Here is a 19,857-nt window from a genome sequence, read left to right on the forward strand (position 1 = left end):
TAAATACTTAGTGCATGAGCGAGGCTGTTATCATTACCGTACAGGCACTGGGCTGGTTGCCGCGCCGCTAATATAGCGCCCGTCAACAAAGTCGCCTTCTTGTATGGTGCCATCGGTTTTAGTGAATTTACCTTTGCCAGAGCGTCTGTTGTCTATAAATTGTCCAGTATAGACTTCACCACTTGCCCAAGAGAATGTGCCAATACCGTCACGTTGACCTTTTTTAAAGTCACCAACATATTTATCGCCATTTGGCCAAATGTAAGTGCCTTTACCGGTTTGTTCATCATCTTGATACTCGCCGCTGTACTGCTCGCCATTAGCCCAAGTAAATACGCCTTTACCTGATTTGATACCGTTTAGCACATTTCCTGTGTATTTATTACCATTGGTCCACGTGAATGTACCGAAGCCTGTACGGCGATCTTGGTCAAAATCACCGACATATTGGTCGCCATCGGCCCAAGTAAATTTACCCTTGCCCGATTTTAAACCGGCCACAAAGTCTCCAACGTATTTATCGCCATTTGGCCACTTGTAGGTACCTTTGCCTTGCATTTTTCCTTCGGCGAATTTTCCGGCATACATTTCTTTGTTGGCAAAATAAAATACGCCTAATCCGGTACGCTTATCATCTAAAAAGTCACCTGAATATTTGTCCCCTTCAGGCCAAGTGATTGTTCCTTTTCCTGTACGCCGGCCGTTGACAAAATCGCCAGTATAGCTAATGCCATTAGTCCAAGTAATAGTGCCTTTGCCTTGCATTTTGTTGTTTACAAAGCTGCCTTTATAACCATTGCCGTTTGCCCAAGTAAATACACCTTCGCCAGTTCGTACACTATTAACCACATCGCCAGTATATGAATTACCGTTAGTCCATTTGTAAGTGCCTTTACCTGTTTGTTGATCGTTAAGGTAATCACCAGAGTAGGTTGCCCCATTTGCCCAAGTATAAAGTCCTTTGCCAGTTTTAATGTCGTTAACAAAGTCGCCTTCATAACTGTCGCCATTGGCTAAGGTTAGTTTGCCTTTGCCATGAAACTTACCGTCTACAAAATCGCCTGCGTACTTTAAGCCGTCGGCTTGGCTATAGTTGCCTTTACCGGTTTGCTGGCCGAGTTGATATGTTCCTGAATATTGGTTGCCATTAGTCCAAGTATATGTGCCTTGGCCATGAAACTTATTCTCGACAAAATCGCCTTGATAAACATCACCATTCTCAAGCGTGAGTTTTCCTTTACCATGTGCTTTGGTTTTACCGTCAACCTCTTGTGTTTCCCCTTCATAATGGCCATTGGTAAATGGGTCGTTTTTCGGGTTAGTGACATTACTTATGGCAGAACTCGCACTGTTTATACCGGCTTTAACAGATTGGCCGGCGCTATCTATGGTGTCCTTAACTGATTTACAGCCTGTTAAACTCAAGCTACAGATAAGTGAAAGGGTTAATAGGTTTTGTTTGAAATTACGCGATGGGGTTGCTGAGCTAAGGCTATACGACAACATTTTCGTCCTCTAAATGAATTTTACCTGTCGTGGTTAAGTTAATAATAGCGTAACTTGGCTAAGTGTTTAATTGTTATATTGAATTTACTGCGTTTCTGTTTTTATCTGGCAATGTTGAGCCGCTTGTTACTTGCTACAAAAAAGTGATCAAGTCAGGATTAAAAATAAATGGCCACGTTTTGTAATTGCCCCATCGCGTTATCATTCAAGGCTTGTTGGCGTTCAGCTTCGGTTAAAATACCAACAAACGGCGTTTGTCTACGCCATTTACGCATTTTAGGTGTGTCTTCAGCAATACCGGAAATAAACGCCTCTCGGCTAGTAACAGTTTCTAATACCGATAACCAGTGAATATAGGCACCGTATGTGAGTCGCCCTTGGGTTTTTCGCTGTTCAATGGTGGTAATAACTTGCGGGATTAGCTCTTGCTGCTGCCAAAGTTTTAGTGCAATAGCATGATGAATAGCCGTAATTTGTCGATCGATATTTTCGTCTTGAATGCTACGTTTTTTCGATTGATAAGGGCGTTTTTTCTTACGCTGCTGCGAAAACATTATCACATTTAGTTTAATACAAGGTTGATTCAGTATAGGTGTTAACTGTTCTTTTATCCAGTTGATGGTGCGCTTTTTATGGTTTTATGTATCGTATTGCAGGGTAAGTGTGATTGGGTTACACGTTTTATAACAATGGCGGTGCGAGCCGCCACTGTTTGGGCTGGTTAATCAATCTCAATTAAATTCAGTGCCATTTTACTTAAATAAAGACTGGTTTTGCCTTCAAAGCCGGAGTCGATACCTAACAAAATCCAAGCTTGACCATTTTCATCTGTCGTAAATTCTAGTGTTTTGTCTAAGCTGTTGCTGGTTATCATTTGATACTTTTCACCAGAGCAGTCTAAATTGGGGCCTGTTGCTGTACCTAATACGACCGCATTGTCACCGTCGTTGGCTTGTGAGCCAATATCCCAATTCATTCGATACATATCAGGCGTACCTTGCTCTATTTCAGAGACAGGTTCATCAATGCCTATACCCGCTTTTATGTACACACTGTCGCTGGGTGAGCCACCAATACCTGTGCAGTTTGGTCCATAATTAACCGCTAGTTTTAAGTAGAATATGGCAGCGTATGCTTGGTTAGCTTTTAAATCGTCCAGCGGCGCTTTTATATACATAAATAAGTCGTCGGAATAATTAACCCCGCTGAGTAAGTGACCTTCAGATTGCTGGTCTTCGCCGTGAGCTTGATAAGTAAAGCTACTAAATGGGGTACTGGTTAACTCATAGTTTTGCTCTTCGCCGACGGGGTAGTCAGCAAACCCTGCTGTCCATACATCTGAATCGACTGAAAATTGATGAGTGTAGGTTGTGGTATTTGATGTGTAATCGTCGTTGTTACAGCCAATAGCAATAAATGCAAATAGTGCGAACATAGAGTGTTTTAAGTTAAGCATAAGTCACCAGTTTAAAAATTGAGTAAAGAGTATTTAATTTTTAAGGTGCTATTAGCTTAAATTGTTTGCGGCGGTGTATTTGTAAAAGATTGTATTAAGGCTGTGAATTCTTGTAAGCCTTTCAGTTCAATTGTAACCCTTAGCTATAATTGAATAAGCTGTGTTTGCTTAAAACGCTGTTGCGCGAGCTGAATTAAATGCTGAGCATTGTCTAATGACACACTACAAAATTGTATGGTACACCCTGTTGTGGCTTGCATGATCTTGTCCATGTCGATGGATAACACGCTGCCTATTTTGGGATAGCCACCTATTGTTTGTCTATCTGGCCCTAACACTATTGGTTGACCATCAAGTGGGATCTGCACAGCGCCAAAACTAATGCCTTCTGAATATAAGTTTTCAATATCGTGCTTTATTGGTTCGCCGGTTAAGCGATAACCCATTCGATCAGCTTGTTGGCTGACATGGTAGGTTTGCGCAAAAAACTGCTTTATGGCAGCTTGACTAAATGCTTGGTACTGATAACCCAGCACAAGCCTGATAACTAAATGGCGCTTATAACTTGGGATTGCTTCTTGTGGTACGGCTTGTAAGGGCATAACACTAGCGCTTGGTCTGTTTACGGCTAATGTTTGGCTTGTTTGTAAACTTTGCCCTTGAGTTAATCCGCCGATAGCTTCACGACAAACGGTCGAGCGACTGCCCAGCACTAAAGGGGCTGCAAATCCGCCGTGTATCGCTAAATAAGCTCGGCATCCATGTTGTGCAAAGCCAAACTTTAAAATGTCGCCTCGCTTGATGCGATAGCTTTGCCAAGTTTTGATGGGTTGCTGGTTAAGGCTGACATTTTGCTCGGCACCCGTTATCGCAATACAAGAATCGTTTAAACAAGCTAACTCTAATCCACCTAAGGTTATTTCAATACAACAGGCGTTATCTGGGTTGTTGACTAGGCGGTTAGCCCATGCAAAAGCTTGTTTATCCGCTGCGCCGCCCGAAGTGAGCCCGAGATTAGCATGGCCATAGCGCCCGAGATCTTGCAACAAGCTGAGTGCACCAGCGTTAAGCACATTAAAAGCGGCGGTAGTATGGTTTTGCATATGGCGTTTAACCTTGATTTAACTGATTAATATCGGGTAGTTCGCCACCTAATGCTAAATATTCCGATTGGTTGATTGCTTGAAAACTTACCAACTGACCTATGCTAAAAGGCATGGGCGGATCTTGTTGCAAGTTAAATAACTGAGTAGGGCATAAGCCGATTATATTCCAGCCGCCAGGACTGCTTGCAGGGTAAATAGCGGTTTGTTGATCAGCAATGCCGACAGCCCCTTGTGGTACCCATTTTCGTGGTGTTGCTAAACGAGGCATAGCGATACGCTTATCGACCTCTGCTAAATAAGCGAAGCCGGGGGCAAAGCCGATTGCAGCTACGCGGTAGCTAGATTGGCTATGTATTTGAATAACATCTTCAACGGGCAAATTAGCCTGTTCGGCAATGGCCTGCAGATCAGGGCAATAAAGCGCATCATAATATACGGGCAAACAAAGGGTTTTAGCTTGCTCAAATTCCTGTTGTGTATCTAGGGTATTTAAGGTTTGGGTTGTTTGATCTAAGTAAGCTTTTGCTTGCTTGGCTTGAATCGCGCTTAAGTCATAAATAACTAGCAAAGAGGTAAATGACGCAATACTGTCTATAAGTGCTGTGCCAAACAGTTGTTTAACCCTTGCTTGATATTGCGCGATGCTAGCCGAGGTTGTGACATTACTGTATTGAGAAAAATACACGATATAGGCATTTTCACTAGCGACTTCAATAATGGGGAAAGGAGGCGTTAACATATTATTAAGGCTATAAACTAGACTGGCAAATTTGTTTGATTTGTTTAACTAGGGCAATGGACTCTGGGTTATCGCCATGCACACAGAGCGTATCAGCTTTAAGTGTTATGGTTTGGCCGGTGTTTGTTGTTACAGTGCCTCGCTGCTTAAGCTGTTCGACTTGCTGTAAAATTTGTTGCTTATCTAATACGGAACCGGCTTGGCTTCGGGGTTGTAAATAACCGTGGTCGTCATAACGCCTGTCAGCAAACGCCTCAAAAAACAGCTCAAGCCCAAGTTGCTCCGCTTGCTTAGCATGCTGTTCCGCTTTGCCTGTGGCTAAAATCATTAATTTTAATGGCTTTTTATAGCTAGCGACAGATTGCATAACGCTGGTTAATATTGCTTGGTCGCGCATCATGTCGTTATATAAAGCGCCATGGGGTTTCACATAGCTAACAGACTGGTTGTATATGCTGGCCATGCCATCGAGTGCTGCAATTTGATAATGCAGTAGATTAGTGAGTTCTGTGCTTGAGCATTGCATTGAACGACGGCCAAACCCTTGACGATCAGGGTACGAAGGGTGGGCGCCTATGATATTTTGGTTTAATTGCGTTAATTTAAGCGTATTGGCAATAACACAAGGGTCGCCGGCATGAAAGCCACAGGCAATATTGGCCATATCAACATGTGGTAATACATCGGTATCGAGCCCCATTTGCCACTGGCCATAGCTTTCACCAAGATCGCAATTTAAATACATACTAGAGTTGTGCGCTAACTATTTGCAAACGAGTATAACCTAAAGTGCTTGTTGCCACTACGTCATTACGACTTGTGTTATAGGTATCTTTGCGTGGTTAGCCAGTATACAAGATTTCGTTCTCGGCAAAGCTTTTAAGTTCCAGCATCCATGCTGGCAAAAATACCCAGTGTTTAACCGCTTGGGTTAAACGACTTGATTGCGGCCTTGTGATTTGGCGACGTATAAGTTCTCGTCAGCTTGTTTTAATGTTTGAGTTAAATCGTCATTTTGAGTTGCGCAGGCCACCCCAAAACTAGAGGTTAAATTTAAGTCGTGTGCTTGCAGCGCAATGGGACTGTTTTCTAATACTTGGCGAATGTTTTCGGCCACTTTATGCGCGACTTCCGCACCGGTTTGTGGAAAGAAAAACAAAAACTCTTCGCCGCCGGTGCGCGCAACAACGTCACTACTGCGGATGGTATTTTGAAATAACCCTGCAACGTGGCGCAATACTTCATCGCCTATATCATGACCAAATTTATCGTTAACTTGTTTGAAATGATCGATATCGGCCATGACAACCGCTAAAGGGAAATACTTGTCTGGGTGTTGGCTAATATCCGGCAGTAAAGATGAATCGATAAAGCGGCGATTAGGTAATTGACTGAGTTGATCTGTATTGGCTTGCAGTTGCCTGTCTTGATTGATGCGACTTAACTCAAAATGACTGCGCACTCGGAAAAATTCAGTAATGTAAATAATAACGACAGTACAAAAGTACGAGCTGAGAAAGCGGGTTTTATCGGCATGTGGGTAGTTTGCGGCAATCAACTCAGGATTGAATAATAAAAAGGCAAAAAGCCCGAGTAATACCAAATTAAAAATAGCGGCTAACCGATACCCCAACAATACAAACAGAACCAATGGGAAGGGATATAACCAATATAAAGCGGTATTTTCATGCCCTCCACCGTACAGTAAAAACAGCATAAATATCGATATGACTAAGCCGGTATTGAAACAAAACAGGTTTAGTAAATCGAACAAATAGGAGGTTAGAACATTAGTCACTAAAAAAGCGGCGGTTAAATATAATGTCCACTTTAAAAAATCATCATCACTGTTGAGGTGCTGGCTTGCAAAAAAAATAATTGCTACGCAGCCAAAGTAATTACAAAAGTAAAATACCCATTGTTTTCTGCGTGTTTCGACATTAGCGGCAGATTCACGATCTTTAAAATCATTCCACCAATCGGATTTCATTTAGTACTTCCTAAACCATTTTCAGAGCAAGAGCATTATTGTCTTGGTGTGTTATAGTCTTCTCGCTCAGATTTTATGGTTCATTGTCTGCGCTTACTCGCCCCAATCACATAATAGAGCATATGCTCATGGGGTCTCGAAGCTTGACGGCTTCCCCTAAAACCCGATCGCTTTGACTATTTTGACTATACAACTATGCTTAAACGTTACGCTCAGTTTTATTAATAAATTTGAATGTTTTTGTTTACTTGGTTTATTTGATAATTCAGGAGAAAAACATAAGCCAATAATAAGGCAAGATAGCCCGATAACTTATCTAGTGCTCCGACACAAAAGTTATGACATGTTGAGCTCGTTTTTATTCGCAATCATAAAGCGTGCGAGATTAAAGACCAATTCCATTGTAGAGCCGAATTTATTTCGGCTAACATAAGGTTTGTCGATGTAAAATCGAACCTACAATTTAGCAAATGGTTATAAATTCAACCGTTCAAAACTTTTGAGTTAAGGTACTAGTTTAGTACAAATTATTGAATTGATTAATTTTTTATCGACGTTTTGAAAATATCCGCGTAAATACAATACCAATAATAAAACACAGTAAAAGCATTAAGCGAGTTTGGCCGCTAAATTCCATATGAAATGGTAATGTTTGATTGTGAATAGCGTGATAATCGAACGTGACTCTTATATACGCTTGTATGGATCCATCGACCATTATGGGTTCAATAATGGGGATTAATTTGGTTTGTTGGGGATTTTCTTTTAAGCCAGTGGCTTGCAACACGCTTAATGCGTCGTCAGATTGCGCTAATACCACACCTTTAGCATCGTAAATATTGGCGTCAATTACGATCTTTGATTGGGCAAGATTATTCACGGCCATTTTCAATAATCTATCGTCAGCGGCTTGTTGGGCGAATAAATAGCTCAATTCAGCCTGCTTGACCATTTCACGGACAAGTGTGTTGGCTTGATGCTCGAATGTATCGCGTCCTTTGTCGAACGTAGTTGTCCAAACCGTCATTACGATTAAAATTAAACCTGCGCCAATACTGGTTTGTACCAGCTTTCGCCATGCCCAGCGGAGATTTTTTTGGCTATCTTTGGGTGGTGTTTCTATAAGCGAAGGTTGTTGCACGCTGACCTATATGAGTTATCTAGCGATTATCGATAGGTTAGATTATAAACTGGCGGTTCCGTGAAAGGCGAATTTTTCTGTCATTTTAGTCTTTTGCACCGTATTGGGTATAAGTCATATCCAGAAAATTAATAGCTGTCTTCGTTTTGGCATTTTAAAAACTGTCTATTTCGCTAAAATAGTGCGCAATTTTACAAGACTTAGGTTTATTTGTGTCTCAATATCAAACTCTTTCTTTACCTGCGAACCTACAGCATATCGCGTCGGCTTTCGCAAGCGTTGACCGCCAAGGTCAAGTGATCCAACTTAACCCGAACGATCCAAGCCAATATATTCTTGCTTCTCGTCACAATGGCACGAGCGTAACTGTTTATGGCAAAAAGTTTGATACTGTTGATTATCAGCAACTAGCAAGTCAATTGACCGACACTGGCCTAACCGGCGTGCAAATTATTGATGCGCTTGACGAACAGTCTGATGCGGCACTGAGCTTTATCTACCAAGGTGAACTAGCAGATACCACTTGGACAGCAATTAAAGAATGGGCATTAGCCAACACTTTGGATGTATGGCGCTTAGCTGAACGACCGACCATTAATCAACCCGGTCTTTTGTTAATGGATATGGATTCAACCACTATTAAAATTGAGTGTATTGATGAAATTGCAAAATTAGCGGGCGTGGGTGAAGAAGTGGCTGCCGTTACTGAAATGGCAATGCAAGGTAAATTGGATTTTGCTGAAAGCTTGCGTGGCCGTGTGGGTACGTTAGCCGGTTCAGATGAAAGCATCATTGCACAAGTTAAAGATAATTTACCATTAATGCATGGCCTAACGCGTTTAATTGCCGTACTTAAGCAGCACAATTGGCGTATTGCGATTGCATCTGGTGGGTTTACTTATTTTGCCGATAAACTTAAAGATGACTTAGGTTTAGATGCCGCAGTGGCCAATACATTAGAAATTGTTGATGGTAAGCTGACTGGTCAAGTGTTGGGCGGTATTGTTGATGCACAAGTTAAAGCTGACACGCTAGGTGAGTTAGCACAACAATTTGGTATTGATGCTAAGCAAACCGTCGCTATGGGTGATGGGGCTAACGATTTAGTCATGATGGCAGCAGCTAGCTTAGGTGTAGCGTTTGAGGCGAAACCCTTAGTTCAAGAAAAAGCTGACGTGGCAATTAACTTTTATGGCTTAGATGCCTTGCTCTATATTTTACAACGTTAGATTTTTAAAGAACCCGGCTTATTGGCCGGGTTTTTATTATCTGCTCACAAATATTCGGTGACCATGCGTCGCCAATAGTAACCGCGATGTGCGCGCTCTCGCCAAACATGTAATTCATGATCTATGCCTTTTTCATGCAATATTTGACTGAGATGTTTGTTATTTTCCAAAAACGGATCTTCTTCCCCTATCACCATCACAATATCCATATTCTTCAAGTTATTTAGTGTGTCGTTGCACTGTAAGTTAGGCAAAAAGTGGGTTGGAGTATTAAAGTAAACCTCATCATTGTAGTACCCGTCTAACAGGTCATCGAAATATTCAACTTGTAAGGTTAAATCGTAACGACCACTAAACGCACATAGCTTTTGGAAAAGGTGAGGGTGGCGAAAAGCCACGTTGGCAGCATGAAATGCGCCTAAACTACAGCCATGACTAATGGTGCAATAGTGGGGATTTTGCACATTCATAAAGGGCACGACTTCTTCAACAATATATTTTTCATATTGTTGATGGCGGGCAATTCGCCCACTCGGGTGCGCCCAAAAACAATAAAAGCTTTCTGCATCGACACTGTCGACACAAAATAATTGCATTTTACCAGATTCAATTTTGTCGCGAATGCGGTCTACCATACGGATGTTTTCGTATTCATAGAATCGGCCACCTCGAGTCGGAAAAACAAGGACTTTGGCACCAGCATGGCCGAATACCAGCATTTCCATATCGCGTTCCAAGTTGTGGCTCCACCACTTATGGTATTCTCTGTTCATAGTGTTTTCGATTAGTTAAATGGGAGAAAAAAACTCCACTAATTGTTGTCTTAACTCTATTTTTTGTTGTTCCTGAGTTGGATATTCAGCATGGCCTTCATCCAACACATAAAGATGTTTTTCACATTTTAGCGCATTATATACAGCAAACTGCCCCGGCGGTGCCACAACCGGATCTTTTAACGCTAATGCACAATGCACAGGCATATTAATGCGCTCAGCGGCATTGGCCGCATCAAAATATTTTAATGTATTGAGCAACATATCGGGCTTTTTCCGATAAAACTGCCTTAATGACTCGCCGCTTCCCCAAGTGGGTAACTTTAACCTAAGTTGATGGTTGCCAAATGTGGGTACATTAAAATGGGCTCGCGCTATTCGCTTTTCATAAGCCATGGCTAACGCGCCAACGCCACCGCTAAAGCTAACACCTAGGTAACCTAAGTGACCGGCTAAATAGGGGAAAAGAGCCAACAGACAAGACACGGCAAGCCAAGTGTCTTCTACGCAACCGCGTATGATATATCTATCGGGCTTATCTATGTCGTGTAGAACATGCCATTGCGGGTTACTGGATATCGGAAAGTTAGGGCTTTTTGATATTCCACGGCAGCAAGGAAAAAGAATAGCGGCATCATCAAATGGTAAGTTGTAATCAGGTTCGTCGCGCCCGCCATAGCCATGGCCCACAACAAAGCCACGCGTGGGTGGTTTGTCTTGTGGGATCAATATCCAGCCACCAATTTTCATGTCATTCGTGGAGATATACTGAATTTCAAACACACGCCAATTTTTATGAATGGCGCCTGTGTCGATAAATTTAGGTTTAGGTTGAATATCGTGGCAATCGGCGTAGGCATTTTGCCAAAATGAATCAAAGTCTTTTGGTGCTTCAGGCGTAGTTATAGCGAGAAGGTCGGTGAGAGAGTAACCATAGGAAGGGTCAAATTTTTCTGCTTGGTTCGACATTATAAATTATTGCTCAGACCTTATCTTACGCGCCCTGCGGAGAAAACAGTATTGCTAATTAAGTTAACATAACCACTGCTTATAACAATATCTTTTTAAGAAATAGAACAAGAAAAGTAAAATTAAACTCACTCCATCTAAATGGTTAACGGTCAGTTGTTGAGGCTGTAACAAGCTTTTAACTTAACCATGATCATTTATGTATATTTAACTTGTGTAGTTAACAAGGTGAGATTAAAACGATTTGTCATTATTCAGCGCAATGAAATTAATCTATTGGTTGTTGTGGGTAACAGTGGACGAGCATTTATGCTTGCAGGACCTGCAAACCAGTCAGCCCAGCAGAGCAAGATTACTATATTTTGTACCAGACAAATCTTAAGTTTTGTTATCCATGCCAGTACCAAAGTAGGGGGGCTGCCAAGTCTCGCCAAACAAGGCTTACTATGTTGTAACTTGTAGGGTGTTTGAAGCCACAACTTGAAATTCTGCATAGCTAGGGTTAGTTAACATGGAGATTAAAATGATTTTTTAACGCGTATCCCTAAGCGTTTTGCTAAACGGTTTAAGTTAGCTCTGTCGGTTTTTAATTCGCGAGCCGCTGCTGCCATATTAAAATCATTTTGTTGTAATGACTCAACGATGATTTGGCGTTGAAATGATTCTGTTGCCTCTTTTAACCCTAATGGTTGAGTTGCAACATGAGTTGATAAGTTAACTAATGGGTTAGGTTTGTCTGGCGTTGATATGGCGCTTGGCGGTGAAAGGTGCTCACTTGCCACATCCACATGGCTTAAATCGAGTTTGACTTGGCTGCTGTTTTGTTGATTTTTGGCTTTAACGGTTGCTCGGTCAATAACATGTTCTAGCTCTCGCACATTACCTGGCCAACTGTACTGATTCAACTGCGCTAATAAATCAGAACTAAATCTAACCTGTGTTAAGCCTAGTTTACGTCGCGCTTGTTCTGCGAAATACCCTGCAAGTAGGGTTATGTCAGTAAAGCGTTCGCGCAAGGCCGGAATTTTGATCGGGTAAACACTGAGCCTGTGATAGAGATCAGCGCGAAAACGACCTTGTTGTACTTCTTGTTTTAAATCGCGATTGGTTGCCGCTATAACACGGACATCAACTCTGGTAATTTGGTCTTGGCCGACTTTTTGTATTTCATTATTTTGCAATACTCTGAGTAATTTACTTTGCGCAGCTATGGGTAATTCGCCAATCTCGTCAAGGAATATTGTACCTTCATGAGCCAGTGCAAATTTACCGGCTCTGTCGGATTCAGCTCCTGTAAAAGCACCCTTAACATGGCCAAATAATTCACTTTCAATTAGGTTTTCAGGTAACGCGGCGCAGTTTACATAAACCAGAGGTTGTCGGGCACGCAATGATTTTTTATGCACATGGCGGGCGACTAATTCTTTACCCACGCCAGTTTCGCCCATAATTAGCACGGTAAAATTAGAAGGCGCAATAATATCCAGTTCATTACGTAAATCACGCATACCTTGACTATCACCAATCAGCTCGCCGCCATCACGCTGTAATGCGGCTTGGCTGAGTTCGGCAACCACTTGTTGAGAATGGGTAGCTTGCTGTTCGAGTAAATCTAAGGTTAACGCGGTATTTAATGTTGCCGCTGCAATAGCGGCAACTATATCTAAGGTGTGCTTAGGAATATTGTCGAATACCTTGGGGGTTAGGCTGTCTAAGGTTAATAGTCCAATCAATTGATCTTCAAAATACAGTGGGATCCCCATACAGGCGTGGATTGGTAACTCTCCTTTGCGATTTAACAAAAGCCCGTCATAAGGGTCGGGAAGCGGGCTATCGGCCGCAAAACGGGTTGCTTCGCGATGTTTGCAAATTTCGGTAAACCTAGGGTGTTCGTGAATAATAAATCGCCGGCCTAAGGTATCTCGGCTCAAGCCTATGGTTGCTAACGGTTTAAGCGTATCGCCCTGACAAGCTAATATGGCAACAGCATCGCAAGAAATCGTTTTACTGACTGTTGCAAGTAGTCGATTAAATCTATCTTGATTGACTAAGCAGCTAGCTAAATCCAACGCCAATTCAAGTAAAGCTTTGCTATTAATTTGCTCAGTGTTCATAACTATAGTCTTCCCGCTCAGATTTTATGGTTCATTGTCAGCGCTTACTCTCGACTTTGCTTACATGGATGTAAGTACTTAGGTTTCGTCTGGAACTAGAAACCTGCCCCTAAAACCCGATCGCTTTGACTAAATTCATGTATTTTGAGGTTTAGCGTTACGGTATCAATATAACTCTTATGAGTCAAAAAGACTCTGGTATTTTAGAGTCTAAATGACTCGATAAGTTGGTGTTTTAAAATTGTATTGAGTTAACTTGTTGATATTAATATAAAAAATAATATTGGAATGCCGTTTGCTCTTATCCTAATGAGTTAATCGAATGTATTCGTTTTTATTTAGAGAGCTATTGCTACTATGCTGCAAATATCAGAGCCAATAAATTCCCAAGCCGCTAGCCACAAAGTGTTTAGTTCACAAGCTTTGTTTGAATTGGCATTTAGGCCGTTCTTCTTGTTAGGTACTTTGTCTTCAATCGCAGCGCTAGGTTATTGGATATTAATGTTAAATGGCTATGCTGGTTTTTCTTTGTCGGGCTTAAATCCAGTTGTTTGGCACTTGCACGAAATGTTGTTTGGCTTTGGTGCGACAGTCGCGGTGGGCTTTCTATTAACGGCAGTGCAAACTTGGACAGGATTAAAAAGTATTAAAGGCTGGGCGTTAGCCAGCTTAGTCGGCTTATGGTTGGCAGTTAGGCTATTTATTTGGCATAACACGCCAGATAGCTTAGCGTTCGCTTTAGGGTTACAAACACTATGGTGGTTGGGCGTGATTGCGGCAATGGCTAATTTAGTTTGGCGTAGTCGCAACAGTCGTAATTATCTGTTTGTTCCTTTGTTAATTGCGTTAATGTTGGTTAACAACGCCATTTTATTGGCTGACATTCAAGCGAACGTACCTTTAGCTCTACATTTAGGTCGAGTTTGTGTTTTGCTTTTTGTGGTTATGATGAGTTTGGTGGGTGGTCGTGTTATTCCATTTTTTACTTCTCGCGGGGCGCAAGTTGGCAGCATACAGCCGATTCATTGGTTAGAGCAGGCAGTAGTGGTATCAAGCTTGTTAATGGTCGTAACCTATTTTGCTAGTTATTTTGTGGCCAGTTTGACGATATTCAGTCATGGCTTGATGCTTATCGCGGCGTTACTGCACATGGCGCGTACCTTTAATTGGCAAACAGCTAAAACCTTATTTGTTCCCCTTTTATGGTCGTTACACTTGGCATATCTTTCTATGGCTATTGGCCTTTTTCTGTTAGGGCTTAGCTATTTTGTAGAAGTGTTAACCCTAAGCAGTGCGATGCACGTGATTACTATTGGTGCGATCGGTTTAATGATATTTGCCATGATGGCACGGGTATCACTGGGCCATACAGGTCGAGTATTGCAGGTGCCGCTTTTAGTTGGCGTTATGTTTGGCTTGGTATTTGTCGCGTTACTGGCCCGAGTGGTATTGCCTGTCTGGTTAGATACCTTATTGGCGTGGAACATTAGTGTTGCTTGTTGGATAACAGCCAGTGGTATATTTTTATGGCGCTACATGCCAATTTTGACTCGCCCTAGAGTTCGTTAGAAAAGCGTAGAAAAGGTGTTATTTAAGTATTTATATTGATTGCTCCCCCCACTCTCTACTAACGCTATAAAAGCTGTAGAGCTAGCGCAGCACAAGGACGTGCAGTGCACCCAGTGGTCGTTATGTTTAATTTAGATTCAGGTGCAATTAATTCAGGAACAATCAATTCAGGACCACTAGAGAAAAGTACCCAATAATAAGACAAAAACTAGATTAAATCTGACCAAGATCAAATTGTAAAACCGCAAACAGGATAAAAATAAGACTGGTTAACAGTCAATGGCGCCTGTTTTTTGAAATACCCGAGCAATGACAAAGAAGCATTACGAGCGTATTTCTAAATAATAGAAAAATATAACGGAGTTATTATGCTAACAGAGCAACATATTGCCACCATCAAAAGTACTATTCCTATTTTAGAAGAAGCAGGGCCCGCATTAACCGCGCATTTTTATAAGCGCATGTTCGAGCAAGATCCTCAGGTTAAGCATATTTTTAATATGAGTAATCAACGCTCAGGTGGTCAACAGGCCGCTTTATTTGAAGCGATTGCCGCATATGCTAAAAATATTGAAAATTTAGGGGCGTTAACCGCTGCGGTTGAACGCATTGCGCATAAGCATACCAGTTTCAATGTGCAAGCCGAACATTATGAAATTGTTGGCAAGCACCTTATTGGTACGTTACACGATTTATTGGGCGAGGCTTTTACTCAACCCTTAGAAGATGCTTGGACAGCAGCATACCTGTTTTTGGCAAAAGTATTTATTGATAGAGAAGAACAACTATACAGCCAGAATGAAACCGCTCAAGGTGGCTGGCGTGGCTTACGAGACTTTACTGTAGTTGATAAAATACCAGAATCAAAATGGGTAACGAGTTTTGTACTCAAACCACTTGATGGCGGTGAAGTTGTTAGTTATCAAGCAGGACAATATTTAGGTTTGCAGCTAGAGCCAAGCGATTCTGAGTATAAGGAAATTCGTCAATACTCGTTATCAGATAAACCGTCTGCTGATCATTATCGCATTTCAGTTAAACGAGAAGCCAATGAGAATCCAGGGGTTATTTCTAACTATTTACATGACTGCGTTAATGTCGGTGATGTAGTTAAGGTGATGCCTCCGGCGGGTGACTTTTTCTTTGTCGATAAAAATGCTCCCGTTGTTTTAATTTCGGCGGGCGTTGGTGCAACGCCAATGCAAGCTATGCTAGAAACACTAGCCGCACAAGATTACCCACAATCAGTTAGCTATTTGTACGCCTGTGAAGATAAAAGTGAACATACTTTTGCTAAGCGTACAGCTGAGTTAACCCAAGCTAAAGCTTGGCAAAACTTCGCTTGGTATCGAACCAATAGCACTAAAGCACAAGGTGTAATAAATGGTTTAATGGAGTTAAAGCCGTTAGCTGAGCAGCTACCGTTAGCCGATGGCGATTTTTATATCTGTGGACCTGTCGCATTTATGCAGTTTATTAAAGGCCAATTGCTCGAACTTGGGGTGACAGAGACACAAATTCATTACGAAGTATTTGGTCCTCATAAAGGGTTATAAGGTTGATGCGGTGAAAATAGAACCATGTATTAGTACCGATATTTCACCGGTTTTCTTCCACTAGCTTCCTTCCACCAGCTCCTACTTAAGCGGACGGGTTGCTGTGGCCAAAGGCGGTCATAAGCAACCTTGTTCGCGGTTTTGTTCGCCGCTTTTAAATTTATTCTTGCGTAGGGTTTATGGTTTGTTAGCGCTTACTATCTATTGATGATTCATTTCTGTGGGTGAGCATTTATGCTTGCAGAGCCTGCACACCTTTCTAACCAAGAGACAAGGATGCAGGTAATTAAGATTTGCCGACAACAAAAATCTTGGATATTTGCAGAGACTCTAAACTAAAATCTGTGGTTTTGTTGGCTTTATTCTTTAGCTTTTATTTATGCTCGGCCAAAAAAATCTCATTTCTAGGTGTCGAGCCAAGTGGCTTATCAAAACGTTTTAAACCTTGGGCTTTAGCGAGTTTCGCGACTATGGTGCGGTTAAATTCGCTATTGGTTTCGTCAGCTAAAAAGCTGTCGATATCCAACCATCGTGCATCAAGAATTTCATCAGGTTGGCTAATAATAATTTCTTTGTTTAATGGTTTTAGCTTGCAAATAAAATAGATATTCGATTTACCGAAACGATAAGGGTGTTTCGTGCCAAAGCCCATGAGTGCTTCAAATTCGGTTTTAATACCTGTTTCTTCTTCGGTTTCTCGCATGGCGGCTTCGGCGATATCTTCACTCAATTCTACATGACCACCAGGTAGTTTAAAGCCGCCGACTTTTTGTGCCGAGTCTTTAACTAGCAATATCTGATTGTTATCGTTAATCACTAAGGCACCAGCACCGATTGAATGTGTAGGGACAAATGGCGCGTAAGCATTAGGCTGTAAACGTAAAATCAAGGTGATTTCTTGTTCTAAACAGTTATGAAAAACAAAACCTTGCTCAGTACAAATTGGAATGAATAGGGCTTGCTCATGGGTTAAGGTAAGCCAGACTAATTGTTTGCCATGCTGTTGAAAGGTGTCTAAAGAAATTAATAAAGACTCGGTAAATTCATCCACGTCCTTTGGAAGCTGGTGGCTATCAATAATAACACCATTAAACGGATCATACTTAAAGTCGAGCAATTGAGTGTTCCCATAAATCATATTTGCCCAGCAGTTTATAATTTTTAGTTGCCTGACACCACTTATCCCGATTATTTACCGCTTGGCACCTTTTTGCGCTGTTCAACTCATTTTGCTGCCATAGTTTAGCCATTGTTAAAACATTCATTGTTTAATGAGAAACTAAGGACAGAAACATGCAAGCTCTATCACTTTTACAAACAGTGCTTAAAAGCCGCGCGTTAAAGCAATTGATCATAGCGATAGCTACCGTAATCGTTTTCAGTACGGGCGTAAATGCCGAACAAAAACCACCAGAAAACATCGATGCATTAAAGGTTGCCGTGAATAACCTTGTTGAGCAAAGCCAAGCGCCAGCCGTGAGTTTAGGCGTTATCGAACAGGGTGAATTGGTGTGGGTACAAACTTACGGTTATGCCAACAAAGCGCAAAATATTGCTGCAACTAACGATACTCTATTTCGTATAGGCTCAGTTTCAAAAATGTTTGTGGCCTTGTCAGTTATGAAGTTGGTTGAACAAGGGCAACTCAATTTACAAGACAAACTGGCAGATTTAGCGCCCGAGATTGTATTTACTAATCAATGGGAAGATAAACATCCGATTAGATTAGTCCATTTACTTGAGCACACAACAGGCTGGCCCGATATTACATTGGCTGAATACGCAATGGATGGCAAAGATGCCGTATTAGCCGAAGTGTTAATGCGCTACCCAGAAACCCGCACTTCTCGCTGGCAGCCAGGAACACGCCACGCTTATAGCAATGTTGGTTCTGCTATTGCCGCTTTGATTGTCGAAAAAGTCACTGGGCAATTATTTGAAGACTATGTTGCGGGCCATTGGTTTAGGCCCTTGGGTATGCACAGTGCCACATACTTTGCAGCCACGCAGCCAACTAAAACCATGGCCACGGCTTACACTCCTAAAGGGGAAGAACCTTATTGGCATATTGCCTATCGCCCCGCTGGCTCTATTAACAGTACAGCTCAAGATATGACAAACTTGATCCAATTTTTTATTAATCGCGGTGCTGTTAACGGTCAAGCGTTATTGTCGCCTGCCAGTATCAAGCGTATGGAAACACCAAAAAGCAACTTAGGCGCTGAATTAGGGATAACTCATGGATACGGTTTAGCTAACTACTCGTCGGGTATTAAACGTATCGCGTTTCATGGGCATAATGGTGCAGTGACAGGGGCATTTGCAGAGTTGGCTTATTCACCGCAACTACAAAGTGGCTTTGTTGTATTAACCACAGGGCAAACCCCTGCTAATTGGCAGATTGCGCAAAAAATAAAACAATATTTGGCGCGAGATCAAAAAGTCGTTAAGCAAAACAACATGGCTTTGCCTCAAACCTTTGCTGATCTCAATGGCTACTATAAAAAAATTAACTATCGTAATGAGCATTCAGCGTTTATGTCAGATGTATTTGGCGTACATCAATTTTCGGTTGAGAATAACAAGTTCCGTAGCAAGCCATTGTTGGGCGGTTGGCTAAGTTCGGCCATTTGGTTAGATTCCGGCTCGGCAAATAGCAAGAGTACTGTGTTAACCGATGCTTGGGTTGGCTTACCTGCTGTCGCAAAAGTTATTGATCCACAAGTGGGTGAAGCCATTCAAGTCGGTAGTAATTTGTTTATACAACAAACGGCATGGCAGGTTTGGAGCAAATTATTATTGGTGATCTTAACTGTGGTTATTGCCTTGGGTTATCTTGTTTATGGACTGATTTGGTATGTGCGCTATATTAGCCAGCGCAATTTATCAGCTAGTCAGTTGTTAATTCGTCAATGGCCAACTTGGAATGCGCTGGTGTTTGTTGCTTGTGTTCTAGGTTCGGTATTTATTCCGGCAGTAATTGGCGTACATGGACTTAGTCAAATTGGTTTTTCAACCTTACTCATGTTTATATTCAGCAGTTTATATCCGTTAGTCGCTATAGCTGCGATAGTGCAGTTGCTACGCAACTGGCCAAAAAATAAGGTGACAGTGGGCTATGCTTGGGCATTGACAGTATGTTGTATGCATATTGCGGCTAATGTGTTGTTATATAGCTATGATAGTTTGTTTGTGCGAGTGTGGTTACTTTAGTACTCCGATACAAAAGTTATGACAGGTTGAGCTCGTTTTTATTAGTAATCTAAGTAGAAAAGCGTGCGAGATTAAAGATCCGTTCCATTGTTGGACTGAATTTGTAGGGCCGAATTTATTTCGGCTAACACAAGGTTTGTCGATGTGAAATTGACCCTACAATTTAGCAATTGGTTATAAATTCAACCGTTCAAAACTTTTGAGTTAAGGTATTAGAGCTTTTTAATTAACTTTGATTAGTTGACGTTGTTCAGTATAGGTAGGTCTTTAGACCGATGGGTACGCGAGTTACAAAGGTATAGATATTGGCCTGAAGGCCAACCTAGTACGCCCAACAGGGTGCTAAATCAGCATGGTGTAAGTCCATGTCAGAGTATGCCAAAGCTCTGTAGTTGAAAGTAACTGCGTCACTGTGAAGTGGGGTGGAGAGTAACTGGAAACGAAATACCAGTCCGTAGGAGACGAACCTGATTCGGTTTGATGTTGCGACGAGCCT

Annotated in this window: 16 protein-coding genes; 4 read left to right on the forward strand and 12 right to left on the reverse strand. The window is 41.8% G+C overall.

Annotated elements, in window-relative coordinates:
* Positions 1–33: 33 nt before the first annotated feature.
* From C2869_RS07130 to C2869_RS07165, 8 genes are all read right to left on the reverse strand, one after another.
* Positions 34–1,506 (reverse strand): MORN repeat-containing protein, encoded by a 1,473-nt coding sequence (locus C2869_RS07130; RefSeq protein ID WP_108602292.1) that lies wholly within the window; start codon positions 1,504–1,506, stop codon positions 34–36.
* 158 nt (positions 1,507–1,664) lie between these two features.
* Positions 1,665–2,060, reverse strand: coding sequence for a hypothetical protein (locus tag C2869_RS07135; RefSeq protein ID WP_108602293.1), 396 nt, complete (start codon positions 2,058–2,060; stop codon positions 1,665–1,667).
* Positions 2,061–2,227: 167 nt separating this feature from the next.
* Positions 2,228–2,962, reverse strand: coding sequence for a hypothetical protein (locus tag C2869_RS07140; RefSeq protein ID WP_108602294.1), 735 nt, complete (start codon positions 2,960–2,962; stop codon positions 2,228–2,230).
* 143 nt (positions 2,963–3,105) lie between these two features.
* Positions 3,106–4,065: a 5-oxoprolinase subunit C family protein gene (locus C2869_RS07145; protein WP_108602295.1), complete on the reverse strand. Its 960-nt coding sequence runs from the start codon at positions 4,063–4,065 to the stop codon at positions 3,106–3,108.
* 7 nt (positions 4,066–4,072) lie between these two features.
* Positions 4,073–4,807 (reverse strand): 5-oxoprolinase subunit B family protein, encoded by a 735-nt coding sequence (locus C2869_RS07150; protein ID WP_108602296.1) that lies wholly within the window; start codon positions 4,805–4,807, stop codon positions 4,073–4,075.
* A 10-nt stretch (positions 4,808–4,817) separates the two neighbouring features.
* Positions 4,818–5,552 carry a 5-oxoprolinase subunit PxpA gene (locus C2869_RS07155; RefSeq protein ID WP_108602297.1) on the reverse strand — a complete coding sequence of 245 codons (735 nt, stop codon included), beginning with the start codon at positions 5,550–5,552 and terminating at the stop codon, positions 4,818–4,820.
* A gap of 186 nt (positions 5,553–5,738) precedes the next feature.
* Positions 5,739–6,797, reverse strand: coding sequence for a GGDEF domain-containing protein (locus C2869_RS07160; RefSeq protein WP_108602298.1), 1,059 nt, complete (start codon positions 6,795–6,797; stop codon positions 5,739–5,741).
* Positions 6,798–7,344: 547 nt separating this feature from the next.
* The gene (locus tag C2869_RS07165; RefSeq protein ID WP_108602299.1) at positions 7,345–7,938 is read right to left on the reverse strand and encodes an AhpA/YtjB family protein; all 594 of its coding nucleotides are present in this window, start codon (positions 7,936–7,938) and stop codon (positions 7,345–7,347) included.
* 212 nt (positions 7,939–8,150) lie between these two features.
* On the opposite strand from C2869_RS07165, the gene serB reads away from it, so the two are divergent.
* Positions 8,151–9,167: a phosphoserine phosphatase SerB gene (serB, locus tag C2869_RS07170; RefSeq protein ID WP_228710795.1), complete on the forward strand. Its 1,017-nt coding sequence runs from the start codon at positions 8,151–8,153 to the stop codon at positions 9,165–9,167.
* A gap of 44 nt (positions 9,168–9,211) precedes the next feature.
* On the opposite strand, the gene C2869_RS07175 is transcribed toward serB, so the two are convergent.
* The 3 genes from C2869_RS07175 to norR all read right to left on the reverse strand — a co-directional run bounded on the left by C2869_RS07175 (position 9,212) and on the right by norR (position 13,023).
* Complete coding sequence (locus C2869_RS07175; RefSeq protein WP_108602300.1) at positions 9,212–9,940, reverse strand: esterase family protein; 729 nt, start codon at positions 9,938–9,940, stop codon at positions 9,212–9,214.
* Between the two features lie 15 nt (positions 9,941–9,955).
* Positions 9,956–10,909: an acetylxylan esterase gene (locus tag C2869_RS07180; RefSeq protein WP_108602301.1), complete on the reverse strand. Its 954-nt coding sequence runs from the start codon at positions 10,907–10,909 to the stop codon at positions 9,956–9,958.
* Positions 10,910–11,427: 518 nt separating this feature from the next.
* Positions 11,428–13,023: a nitric oxide reductase transcriptional regulator NorR gene (gene norR, locus C2869_RS07190; protein ID WP_108602303.1), complete on the reverse strand. Its 1,596-nt coding sequence runs from the start codon at positions 13,021–13,023 to the stop codon at positions 11,428–11,430.
* A 357-nt stretch (positions 13,024–13,380) separates the two neighbouring features.
* On the opposite strand from norR, the gene C2869_RS07195 reads away from it, so the two are divergent.
* Together C2869_RS07195 and hmpA are read left to right on the forward strand one after the other, a co-directional pair.
* Complete coding sequence (locus tag C2869_RS07195) at positions 13,381–14,592, forward strand: NnrS family protein (protein ID WP_108602304.1); 1,212 nt, start codon at positions 13,381–13,383, stop codon at positions 14,590–14,592.
* Positions 14,593–14,960: 368 nt separating this feature from the next.
* Entirely contained in the window at positions 14,961–16,148 is a 1,188-nt protein-coding gene (hmpA, locus tag C2869_RS07200; protein WP_108602305.1) for an NO-inducible flavohemoprotein, read from the forward strand.
* 373 nt (positions 16,149–16,521) lie between these two features.
* Here hmpA and C2869_RS07205 read toward each other — a convergent pair whose 3' ends face one another.
* Positions 16,522–17,286, reverse strand: coding sequence for an NUDIX domain-containing protein (locus C2869_RS07205; RefSeq protein WP_108602306.1), 765 nt, complete (start codon positions 17,284–17,286; stop codon positions 16,522–16,524).
* A gap of 155 nt (positions 17,287–17,441) precedes the next feature.
* On the opposite strand from C2869_RS07205, the gene C2869_RS07210 reads away from it, so the two are divergent.
* Complete coding sequence (locus C2869_RS07210; RefSeq protein WP_108602307.1) at positions 17,442–19,361, forward strand: serine hydrolase domain-containing protein; 1,920 nt, start codon at positions 17,442–17,444, stop codon at positions 19,359–19,361.
* Positions 19,362–19,857 lie beyond the last annotated feature (496 nt).

Origin of the sequence: Saccharobesus litoralis (genome assembly GCF_003063625.1) — a bacterium.
GTDB lineage: Bacteria > Pseudomonadota > Gammaproteobacteria > Enterobacterales > Alteromonadaceae > Saccharobesus > Saccharobesus litoralis.